Origin of the sequence: Roseovarius autotrophicus (assembly GCF_018069895.1) — a bacterium.
Classification (GTDB): Bacteria; Pseudomonadota; Alphaproteobacteria; order Rhodobacterales; family Rhodobacteraceae; genus Roseovarius; species Roseovarius autotrophicus.
Window position 1 is genome coordinate 1 of record NZ_JAGQDH010000040.1, and the last position, 10,913, is coordinate 10,913.

General features: G+C 67.4%; 13 protein-coding genes and 1 pseudogene. All 14 read left to right on the top strand.

Annotated features, from left to right (window positions below):
- Window positions 1-141 precede the first annotated feature (141 nt).
- On the top strand, window positions 142-681 hold the full coding sequence (locus tag KAK09_RS17900) for a hypothetical protein (protein ID WP_210880304.1): 540 nt from the start codon (window positions 142-144) through the stop codon (window positions 679-681).
- Complete coding sequence (locus tag KAK09_RS17905) at window positions 629-2,656, top strand: phage terminase large subunit family protein (RefSeq protein ID WP_210880294.1); 2,028 nt, start codon at window positions 629-631, stop codon at window positions 2,654-2,656. Before KAK09_RS17900 ends, KAK09_RS17905 begins: the two co-directional genes overlap by 53 nt.
- An 11-nt stretch (window positions 2,657-2,667) precedes the next feature.
- The gene (locus KAK09_RS17910; protein WP_210880295.1) at window positions 2,668-2,877 is read left to right on the top strand and encodes a phage head-tail joining protein; all 210 of its coding nucleotides are present in this window, start codon (window positions 2,668-2,670) and stop codon (window positions 2,875-2,877) included.
- An 11-nt stretch (window positions 2,878-2,888) separates the two neighbouring features.
- The gene (locus KAK09_RS17915) at window positions 2,889-4,388 is read left to right on the top strand and encodes a phage portal protein (protein ID WP_210880305.1); all 1,500 of its coding nucleotides are present in this window, start codon (window positions 2,889-2,891) and stop codon (window positions 4,386-4,388) included.
- A complete protein-coding gene (locus tag KAK09_RS17920; RefSeq protein ID WP_210880296.1) occupies window positions 4,388-5,821 on the top strand; it encodes a S49 family peptidase in 1,434 nt (477 codons plus the stop codon). The genes KAK09_RS17915 and KAK09_RS17920 overlap by 1 nt, the downstream gene beginning before the upstream one ends.
- 111 nt (window positions 5,822-5,932) lie before the next feature.
- Window positions 5,933-6,313: a head decoration protein gene (locus KAK09_RS17925; protein ID WP_210880297.1), complete on the top strand. Its 381-nt coding sequence runs from the start codon at window positions 5,933-5,935 to the stop codon at window positions 6,311-6,313.
- Between the two features lie 84 nt (window positions 6,314-6,397).
- Window positions 6,398-7,420 (top strand): major capsid protein, encoded by a 1,023-nt coding sequence (locus KAK09_RS17930; RefSeq protein ID WP_153749217.1) that lies wholly within the window; start codon window positions 6,398-6,400, stop codon window positions 7,418-7,420.
- A gap of 11 nt (window positions 7,421-7,431) precedes the next feature.
- On the top strand, window positions 7,432-7,743 hold the full coding sequence (locus KAK09_RS17935) for a head-tail joining protein (RefSeq protein ID WP_210880298.1): 312 nt from the start codon (window positions 7,432-7,434) through the stop codon (window positions 7,741-7,743).
- On the top strand, window positions 7,740-8,372 hold the full coding sequence (locus tag KAK09_RS17940) for a DUF6441 family protein (RefSeq protein WP_210880299.1): 633 nt from the start codon (window positions 7,740-7,742) through the stop codon (window positions 8,370-8,372). Before KAK09_RS17935 ends, KAK09_RS17940 begins: the two co-directional genes overlap by 4 nt.
- Entirely contained in the window at window positions 8,369-8,788 is a 420-nt protein-coding gene (locus tag KAK09_RS17945; protein ID WP_210880300.1) for an acyl-CoA transferase, read from the top strand. The genes KAK09_RS17940 and KAK09_RS17945 overlap by 4 nt, the downstream gene beginning before the upstream one ends.
- A 29-nt stretch (window positions 8,789-8,817) precedes the next feature.
- Window positions 8,818-9,759 carry a phage tail tube protein gene (locus KAK09_RS17950; RefSeq protein ID WP_210880301.1) on the top strand — a complete coding sequence of 314 codons (942 nt, stop codon included), beginning with the start codon at window positions 8,818-8,820 and terminating at the stop codon, window positions 9,757-9,759.
- A 3-nt stretch (window positions 9,760-9,762) separates the two neighbouring features.
- Window positions 9,763-10,200 (top strand): RNA-binding protein, encoded by a 438-nt coding sequence (locus KAK09_RS17955; protein WP_210880302.1) that lies wholly within the window; start codon window positions 9,763-9,765, stop codon window positions 10,198-10,200.
- Window positions 10,201-10,283: 83 nt separating this feature from the next.
- A complete protein-coding gene (locus KAK09_RS17960) occupies window positions 10,284-10,436 on the top strand; it encodes a DUF7697 family protein (RefSeq protein ID WP_418895548.1) in 153 nt (50 codons plus the stop codon).
- Window positions 10,433-10,913 (top strand): annotated as a pseudogene (locus KAK09_RS17965) (phage tail tape measure protein); the annotation flags it as partial. The gene KAK09_RS17960 and the pseudogene KAK09_RS17965, both read left to right, overlap by 4 nt.

Sequence of the window (10,913 nt, forward strand, 5' to 3'; positions counted from 1 at the left end):
GCGATAGCGCGGTTTCGCGCTGGCGGCGGGACGGGTGCGGAAGCGCTGAGCCATCCATAGGGTGAATCATTTTCGGCCCGATTTGGGAATCCCCAACCGATTCCAGAAGCTTCCATGCAACAACGCCGCTATCACAGCACCATGGAAGGTATGTCCGAACGCGCCTATGCCGCCCATTCCGGGCTTTCGCGCGGGGCGGTGCAGAAGGCGCGCAAGAACGGGCGGCTGGTGCTCTTCGCCGATGGGTCGATCAACGCGGCGGCCTCGGATGCGCGCCGGGGTGCGATGACCGATCCGGACCAGCAGATGCGGTCGCGCGGCGGTGGCGAGGGGGTGATCAGCGGGCCGGGAGAGACCTCGTCCTACATCAAGGCCCGCACCGCGCTGACCGTGTACATGGCGCAGGACAAGCAGATCGCCATCCAGAAGAAGAAGGGCGTGCTGGTCGACCGCGCGCGGGCCGAGACGCTGGTGTTTCGCCTTGCGCGCCAGGAGCGCGATACATGGGTCACCTGGCCCACCCGCGTGGCAGCAACGATGGCCGCGCAATTGTCCGCAGAAATGGAGAAGGCATCGGGGGTGCCCGTGACGATCGAGACTGCGATCCTGCAGAGGGTGCTGGAAACCCATGTCCGAGAGCAGCTCGACGCCCTCGCAGACCTCCGGGTCAGCATTGCATGAAGGAGAAGACGAACACGATCTGACCGAAGGGCTCGACCTCGGCTTCGACGGGGCCGAGGATGTCCTGCGGGCCTGGCGGCGGGGGATACGCCCGGACGCCGATCTGACGGTGTCGGAATGGGCGGATGTGCATCGCTGGCTCTCGTCGCGCGCCTCGGCCGAGCCCGGGCGCTATCGCACTGCGCGAACCCCCTATCTGCGCGGCATCATGGATGCGCTCTCGCCCAACCACCCGGCGCAGCGCATCTCCTTCATGAAGGCTGCGCAGGTCGGGGCCACGGAAGCCGGCAACAACTGGATCGGCTTCGTGATCCACCACGCGCCGGGGCCGATGCTGGCGGTGCTGCCGACGGTCGAGATGGCCAAGCGCACCTCGCGCGGCCGGATCGACCCACTGATCGAGGACAGCCCGGCGCTGAAGGAACGCGTCAGCCCCGCCCGCTCGCGGGATGCCGGCAACTCGATGCTGTCCAAGGAGTTCCCGGGCGGCATTCTGGTGCTGACCGGGGCGAACTCGGCCACGGGCCTGCGCTCGATGCCGGCGCGCTATGTGTTTCTGGACGAGGTTGATGCCTATCCCGCCTCGGCCGACGACGAGGGCGACCCGGTCACGCTGGCCGAGGCGCGCACCACCACCTTCGCGCACCGGCGCAAGGTGTTCATGGTCTCGACGCCGACGATCCGGGGGCTGAGCCGGATCGAGCGGGAGTTCGAGGCCAGCGACCAGCGGCGGTATTTCGTGCCCTGCCCGCATTGCGGCCACGGGCAATGGCTGCAGTTCGAGCGGCTGCGCTGGGCGAAGGGCAAACCCGAAACGGCAACGTACCATTGCGCAGGCTGCGAGCGCCCCATCGCCGAGCACCACAAGACGGAGATGCTGGCGCGGGGCGAATGGCGGGCAACGGCAGTCTCAAGCGACCCGACTGCCATCGGCTTCCACCTCTCGGCGCTCTATTCGCCGATCGGCTGGAAGAGCTGGGAGCAGATCGCACGGGACTGGCTGGCTGCGCAGGGCTCGGACGAGATGCTGCGCGCGGCGCGCAACACGCTGCTGGGCGAGACATGGATCGAGAGCGGCGAGGCCCCGGAATGGCAGCGGCTGGCGGACCGGCGCATCGCCTTCCCGTCGCAGATCCCCGCAGGCGGGCTGTTCCTGACCGCCGGGGCCGATGTCCAGAAGGACCGCATCGAGGTCGATATCTGGGCCTGGGGGCGCGGCATGACCAGCTGGCTGGTCGATCACATCGTAATCCCGGGCGGGCCGGATGATCCTGGGTGTTGGAACAAGCTGACGGCACTGCTGAGCCAGACATGGGCACACGAGAACGGTGCTTTCATGACCTTGGCAAAGCTGGCGATCGACACCGGATACGAGTCCGCCGCTGTATACGCGTGGTCCCGCAAACAGGGCATCGCGCAGGTCGCACCCGTGAAGGGTCTCGAGGGGTTCAACCGGGCCACGCCCGTGTCCGGGCCGACCTTCGTGGATGCCACAGTGAATGGTCGCAAACTGAAACGCGGCGCGCGGCTCTGGACGGTGGCGACCGCCACATTCAAGGCGGAGACCTATCGCTATCTGCGGATCGAGCGGCCATCGGAACCTGATGCGCCCATCCCGGCCGGTACCATTCACCTGCCCGACTGGGCAGACAGCGAATGGCTCAAGCAGCTGGTCGCCGAACAACTGGTGACGATCCGCGACCGGCGCGGCTATGCCCGCCAGGAATGGCAGAAGCTGCGTGAGCGGAACGAGGCGCTCGACGCCCGGGTCTATGCACGCGCCGCCGCGTGGATCCTCGGTGCCGACCGTTTCGACGAGCGGATGTGGCGGCAGCTGGAGAAGCAGGCGGGCGTGGAACCCGCCGCTGTGGCTGCGGATGCTGCACTAGAGAAACCAACAGCCCCGCAAGCCGGGCAAGTGACAACGCCAAGGCGGCGCGGCTGGAAGATCAGCACGCCCCGATACATGGAATGACCGGAACCCCCATGACCCTCGATGATCTCAAATCCCGCCATTCTGCGCTGCTGGCCGCGCGCTACAGCGGCACGCGGTCGGTCAGCTATGACGGTAAGACCGTGAATTACGGCTCAGACGCGGAACTGGCCGCAGCAATTGGCGATATCGAGCGCCGGATCGCCAAGGCCGAGCGTGGCGCTGGGCGGGTGCTGCGTCCGTTCGCTGTGAAGGATCTGTGATGGGCGTTTCGATGAACTGGCGACAGCGCCTCGGGGCCTTCATCGGCGGGTTCGATGCTGGTCAGCACCATCGGCGCCTGCGCGGCTTCCGTGCGACCCGCGCCCATGTCAACGCGCTGATTGCGGCCTCGGGCCCTGACATCACCGCCCGCGCGCGGTGGCTGGTGCGCAATAACGGCTATGCCGTGAATGCAGTCGAGAGCTGGGCGGCGAACACCGTGGGTGACGGCATCAAGCCGATCTCAAAGATCGGAGATGCTGCACGCAAGGAAGAGCTCCAGAGCCTGTGGCTCGCCTGGACCGACGAAGCCGATGCCGAAGGGCTGACGGATTTTTACGGGCTGCAGCGCCGTGCCGCCCGCGAGGTGTTCATGGCGGGCGAGGTGTTCTTCAGGATCCGGATGCGCCGTGCGGGCGACGGGCTGACCGTCCCGCTGCAGATGCAAATGCTGCCTGCGGAGATGCTGCCGCTCGAGCAGACCGGGACGGCGGCCAATGGCAACGCCATCCGGCAGGGGATCGAATTCGACCGGATCGGGCGACGCGTGGCCTATCATTTTTTCCGCCGCCATCCCGGCGACAGCACCGATCCAGGACTGGCGGGCGAGGTGGTGCGCGTCCCCGCCGCCGAGGTCATCCACGTCATTGACCCCGTGGAGGGTGGCCAGCTGCGCGGCGTGTCAAAGCTGGCACCGGCCATCGTGAAGCTGTTCCTGCTCGATCAGTATGACGATGCAGAACTGGACCGCAAAAAGGTCGCGGCGATGTATGCGATGTTTGTGACCTCACCCGCCCCGGATAACCCGCTGGCACCTGCCGAAGATGACGATGTGCCAGACGGGGTCGAGATCAGCCCCGGTCAGATCGTGCGGCTCGATCCGGGCGAGGACGTCACCGTGGGCCAGCCCGCCGACAGCGGAGCAACCTATGAGCCGTTCCAGTACCGCACGCTGCTGCAGATCTCGGCCGCGCTGGGCATCCCCTACCCGTACCTCGCCAATGACATGGTGAAGGGCAACTTTTCGAACTCGCGGCTCGCCCTGATCGAGTTCCGCCGCCGTGTCTCGGCCTGGCAGCATTCGGTGATGGTCTGGCAGTTGTGTCGTCCGGTCTATGCCCGCTGGATGGATGCGGCAGTGCTGTCGGGCGCGCTAACCCTGCCCGGCTATGAGGCCAACCGCGCGCGGCTGCTCGCCGCCGACTGGCTGCCCACAAAATGGGACTGGGTCGATCCACTGAAGGACGCGAATGCCGAAATCGCGCAGATCGAGGCGGGCCTCAAATCCCGCACGCAGGCCATCGCAGAGCGCGGCTACGACGCCGAGCAGGTCGACCGGGAGATTGCGGCGGAACGGGCGCGCGAGCGGACGCTGGGCCTCGATTTTCGTCGCCCCGGCTCGCCCGCGCAAGGCGTGCAGGCGCTGCCGCAAAGCGACGACGACACAGAAACAGACACGGACACAACCGATGACGCGGAGGACGGCCCGCGCCCAGACGAGGACCAGACCTGATGCTCCATGCCCGCATTGCCGCGCGCGCCTTCAACACACCGCTTCTGGTCGAACCCTCCAAGGCCATGGCGTTTCTGTCCGGCCTCGGACCGCGCATTCTCGGGCGGCGGGTCGAGATGGTGGATGGCGGCGAAGTGCTAGACGCCACCGCCGCCCCGCCAGCCCGCGCCAGCATTCTGGCTGGGAACCTCGCCCAGCGGCTGCAGCAACATGGCGATGCGCCCTACCCGGTCGTAGACGGCATCGCCGTGATCGAGATCGCGGGCGTGCTGATCCATCGCGGCGGCTGGATTGGGCAATCCTCGGGCCAGACCAGCTATGAGGGGATCGCGGCGCAGATCGAGGCGGCGGCGAGCGATACAGCCGTGCGCGGTCTGGCGTTGGAAATTGACAGTTTTGGGGGCGAGGTTGCCGGGGTCTTCGACCTTGCAGATCGCATTCGTGCCATCCGAGGAGCCAAGCCGGTCTGGGCCTTTGTCGCCGAACATGCCTTCTCGGCGGGCTATGCGCTGGCAAGCCAGGCGGATCGTGTCCTCCTGCCACGCACCGGCGCGCTTGGCAGCATTGGCGTCGTGGTGCTGCATGCCGATCTCAGCGGCCAGCTCGATCAGGACGGTGTGCGCGTCACGATGATCCATTCCGGGCGCCACAAGGTCGATGGCAACCCGTATCAGCCCCTGCCTGAAGCAGTTCGCGGTGACATCCAGCGCGAGATCGATGTGCTGCGGTTTCTCTTCGCGGAAACCGTGGCGGCTGGCCGCGCCGGTCGGCTTAGCCAGGACGCTGCGCTGGCCACCGAGGCCGCGACCTTCCGCGGGGCGGATGCTGTCGCCGCTGGCCTTGCGGACGAGGTCACCGATCTGGCGCGCGGCTTCGCGGCGTTCCGGCAGATGCTGGCACGCACACCGATCCTCTCCCCCGCGCGCCCCGGGCGCGCGTCCCTTCCCCACCCCAGACAGGAGGCAATGATGGCCACCGAGAACGAACACGACGACAGCCCCCAGGACACCGGGATCGATGTGACGGACATTGAGGACGGTGAAACGGGTGTCACCGATGACCCTCCCGCCGTTGCCGAGCCGTCCCCCGCCGAAACTCAACCGTCTGCTGCCGCGGTTCCTGTCCCCGTGCAGACCGCTCCGCAGGCTGGCAATCTGGCCGAGCTCTCGGCGCAGCTACGCGAGGCGGCGGCGGAGATCGCCGAGATTGCGGCGCAGGCGGGCCGCCTCGGCATCGCCATCGACGCGGCGAAGGCGCTCCGCGAGGGCACCACCCCCGAGGCCCTGCGCCGCCTGGTGCTCGAACGCGCCAGTGCCGCCGCCGACGCGCGCGACATTGTCGCGGCCCCCCGCTCGCCGGTCCTGCCACTGGCGAAGGAAAGCCCGATCGTCGCCGCCGCGAAGCGCGCCGCGGCATCCGGCAACCGGGCCTGACGACCGGCAGTCTCACACCGCCCCACCCTGAAACCGCACCCTCCCTCAACCCCCGCCGCATCCCTGCGGCGGGGGGCTCAAACCTTGCATCGCTGAGAAAGGCACCCCGCCATGACCGTCCTTCACCAACCCGCGACGACGGGCGATGTCCTCAAATACGAGGTCAATCCGAACTTCAATCGCGAGAGTGTCACGCTGCTCGAGGGCACCAACTATCCCGTCGGTGCCGTGCTGGGCCGGATCACCGCGAGCGGCAAGTACAAGCTCGCCACCTCGGGCGGCTCGGATGGCGCACAGACCGCAGCTGCCGTGCTGCTCTACGCGGTCGATGCCAGCGCCACCGACGCCATCGGCGTGGTGGTCGCACGCGGCCCCGCCATCGTCTCGAAGGCGGCGCTCGTTTTTGATGCCACCGTCGATGATGCGCCCAAGACCGCCACCAAGCATGGCCAGCTGGCAGCGCTGAGCATCGTCCCGCGCGACACCGCATGAGCGGTCCTGCAGCGGCTGATCGCCTGAACCCGCCCAGCGCACAGCGAACCCAACCTCCCTGCCCCTCTTTCCCCGGAGTTTCCCATGACCATCACCCGCAACCCGTTTGACGCGGGCGGCTATTCGCTCGCCGAGATGACACAGGCCATCAACATCCTGCCCAACCTCTACACCCGCCTCGGCCAGATCGGCCTGTTTCGCTTCGAGGGCGTCACCCAGCGCTCCATCGTCATTGAGCAGCGCGAAGGCGTCCTCAGCCTCCTGCCCTCGGTGCCGCTTGGCGCACCCGCGACCGTCGGCAACCGCGAGGCCCGCTCGATGCGCAGCTTCGCCCTGCCGTGGATCCCGCATGACGATGTGATCCTACCCGCTGATATCCAGGGCATGCCCGCGCTGGGCGTCTCGGACGCGGCCGATCCGCTCGTGGAGGTGATGAACCGCAAGCTCACGCTCATGCGCCGCAAGCATGCCCAGACCCGCGAATACATGGAGATGAACGCGCTCCGCGGCATCGTGAAGGACGGCGCGGGCACGACCCTCTACAACTACTTCACCGAGTTCGGCCTCGACCAGATCTCGGTCGATTTCGTCTTCGGCACGGCGGGCACCAACATCCAGGGCAAGGTCCGCACGACCCTGCGCGCGATCGAGGACAACCTGCTGGGAGAAACCATGACCACCGCGCATGCGCTGGTCAGCTCCGAATTCTTCGACAAGCTGATCAGTCACCCCAAGACCGAGGACGCCTACAAGTTCTTCTCGGCCACCGGCGGCCAGCCGCTCCGCGAGGACATGCGCCGCGCTTTTCCCTTCGCGGGCATTCTCTTCGAGGAATACAACGGCTCGGTCACGCTCTCGAACGGCACGTCCGAGCGGCTGATCCCCACCGGCGAGGGGATCGCGTTTCCGATGGGGACGTTCGACACTTTCACCACCTATGGCGGCCCGGCAAACCTGCTGGAAACCGCCAATACCGTGGGCCTGCCGCTCTATGCCCGCCAGATGATGGACGCCAAGGGCCGCTGGATCGACCTGATGACCGAGGCCTCGATCCTGCCGGTCAACAAGCGCCCGCGCCTCGCGATCCGCCTGCACAGCTCGAACTGACGGGCGCGCGCATGTCGGTCTTCGCCGCCGCCATCGACAACCTGTTTGCCGATCCGAACATTGCCCGCGATGCCACATACATCGCGGACAGTGGCACTCCGGTTCTCGTCCGCGTGGTCACCCGCCGCGCGGATGAGGTCACTGGCTTTGGCGACGCCCGGCTCTGGTCCGAGACCACGCGCATCGACCTGCGCGTAGCCGAGGTTCCAACCCCGCGCCCGGGCGACCGGGTCGAGATCGAGGGCGAGGCGTTTCTCATTCAGGGCGAGCCGGTACGGGATCGCGAACGGCTCATCTGGACCGTTAATCTGAGGCCAGCATGAAGCTGCAACTCGATATCACCCCTGACCTCGTCGCGATGATGGCCGCCGAGATCAGAGCCGGCGAGAGGGCCGTGAGCCAGGCGGTCAGCGAGGCTGGCAACAACGTAAAGTCCTCCTGGCGTGCGCAGATCACCGGTGCAGGCCTCGGCCAGCGGCTGGCCAACACCATCAGATCGGAGCAGTTCCCGAAAGGCAGACCCAGCCTCAGTGCAGCGGCTGTCGTCTGGTCGAAGGCCCCCGTCATCATCGGTGCCCATGACACCGGCCCGCTGATCCGCTCTCGGAACGGGTTCTGGCTGGCGATCCCCACGCCCGCCGCCGGGAAATCCTCCCGCGGCGGGCGCATCACCCCCGGCGAATGGGAACGGCGCTCGGGGCTGCGCCTGCGCTTCGTCTATCGGCGAACGGGCCCGAGCCTGCTGGTGGCCGAGGGGCGGCTGAACACGCGCGGCCGGGCCGTGGCTTCACGTTCGCGGACCGGCCGTGGCGTGACCACGGTGCCGATCTTCCTGCTCGTGCCGCAAGTCAAGCTGTCGAAGCGGCTGGACCTCGCCCGCGATGCAGCGCGGGCGCAGGAGGCGATCCCAGGCGCGATCGTTGCTAACTGGGTGGAAGGAAAGATCGGATGACACCCCGCGAAACCATCCTCTCCGCCCTGGCGGACTTGTTGCGGACGGTTCCGCATGTACCGGTGCTGCGCGGCGAGGTCCTGCCCGAGCGCGTTCACGCCGCCGGTTTGATGATCCTGCGCGATGGTGAGCCGGGAGAGCCCGGCGTGACACTGTCGCCGCTGCGCTACCACTACCAGCACCGCGCCGAGATCGAGGCAGTCGTGCAGAACGCCGATCGCGACACGGCCTTCGCCGCGCTCTGCGCCAGCATCGGTGCGGCAATCTCTGCCGACCGCACGCTGGGCGGGCGCTGCGATTGGGTCGAAGCCGAAGCCCCACGGCCGGTTGATCTGCCCGTCGATGGAGCCGCCAATCTGAAGGCAGCAGTCATCCCGATCATCCTGCATTATTCGACGGCCGATCCCCTGGCCTGACCCCAACAGACAACCCGAGGAGACACGACATGGCACGAGCCCAGGGGGCGCGGGCGCAGATGGCGCTTGCGTTCGAGACGACATATGGCACGCCGCCCGCGAGCGGTTTTGTCCGGATGCCCTTCGCCAGCGCGACGCTGGGCGCCGAGCAACCGCTGCTGAACAGCGAGCTTCTGGGCTACGGCCGCGATCCGCTGCCGCCGATCAAGGATGCGGTGACCGCCGATGGCAATGTCGTCGTGCCCATTGATGCGCAGGGTTTCGGCTTCTGGCTGAAGGCGGCGTTCGGGCAGCCGATCACGACCGGCGCGGATGCGCCCTACACGCACGAGTTCCGCTCGGGAAACTGGACCCTGCCCAGCATGGCCATCGAGACCGGCATGCCGGAAGTGCCGCGCTTTGCGCTGTATTCCGGCTGCGTGCTCGATACGCTCTCCTGGCAAATGCAGCGCTCGGGGCTACTGACTGCGACCGCCAGCCTGGTGGCACAGGGCGAAATCACCGCGGCGAGTTCGGCCGCCGGTACAATCGCCGACCTCGCCCTGCAGCGCTTCGGCCATTTCAACGGCGCGATCACTCGCAACGGCACGGCGCTGGGCAACATCGTCTCGGCCGAGATCACCTACGCCAACAACCTCGACCGCGTAGAAACCATCCGCTCGGACGGGCGCATCGACGGGGCCGACCCTTCCATCGCCGCACTGACCGGCCGGATCGAGGTCCGTTTCGCCGATCAGATTCTTGTGGACCAGGCGATCAATGGCGCGCCCAGCGAGCTCTCGTTCGGCTACATGCTGCCCTCGGGCGAAAGCCTGACGCTGGTGGCGCATGCAGTCTATCTGCCCCGCCCGCGCATCGAGATCGCCGGCCCGCAGGGTGTGCAGGCCACCTTCGACTGGCAGGCCGCGCGAGACACAACACTAGGCCGGATGTGCACCGTCACCCTGATCAACGGCATCGAGGAGTACTGAGCCATGCTGCGTCTGAACCTCGCCCGCGAGCCGTATTGGCTCGATCTTGGCCTTGGCGTGCGCGTCCGGGTCGAACCTCTGACCACCGCGCTGATGGTGGCCGCGCGCAGCGATCCGGCCGTGCGCGGTCTGCCCGAGGAAACGACCGACGACGAGATCGCCGTGGTCTTCGGCAAGGCGCTGGCCGAACGCGCCATCCTCGATTGGGAAGGCGTGGGTGATGCGGATGGCAATCCCACACCGGTCACACCCGAAGGGATCGCCGCACTTCTCGATATCTGGCCGATCTTCGAGAAGTTCCAGATGGGCTATGTGGCGAAGGGGCTGGAGCTGGAAGCGGAAAAAAACGCCTCCGCTCCCTCGCAGACTGGGTCTGGGGCGGGGGCGAAGGTTACTGCGCAGCGTGCAAGCAAAGCTGCAAAGACTGCCCGGAAATCCTGAACGCCCCGCGCACGCTTGAGGGCTGGCAGGTCTGGGACCTGTCCGGGCGCTTGGGTGGCCAGATTCGCGCGGTGCCCGGCGTAGTGCTCGGCTGGGACATGAGCGCGGCCCTCGCGATGGCCAACGCGCTCAGCGTGGACGCCCGCGCCGCCGCTGAGTTCCTGCCCGTGATCGAGGCGGTGATGGCGCGGCATCTCAACCAACAGATGGATGGCAGCAGGGAGGCTGACCCATGAGCGAGAAACGCGTCAGCGTCCGCCTATCGGCCACTGGTGGTCGGCAGGTCAAGGCCGAGCTGGAGGGCGTGGGCGAGGCTGGCACGCGCGGCTTTGGTCGTCTGTCGCGCGAAATGGAGCGCGCCAATGCGCGGCTCGCGGCCTTTGCCCGGCGCGCCCGGGTGGCGATGGCCGCAGCCGCAGCGGCGATTGCGGCGGCAGCCACGGCGATGATCCGCTCGGGCCTGCAGGTGATCGACGGTCAGGCAAAATTGGCCGCCTCGCTCGGCACCACGGTCGAAAGCATCCAGGTGCTCGAGCGCGCAGGCGATCTGGCGGGCGTGTCGATGGGACAGGTCGAACAGGCCGCAATGCAGCTGACCCGGCGGCTGAGCCAGGCCGCTGCTGGCACGGGGCCCGCCGTCGATGCGCTGACCCGGCTGCGCCTCTCGGCCGCAGAGCTTCAGGCGCTGCCGCTCGACCAGCGGATTGCGCTGA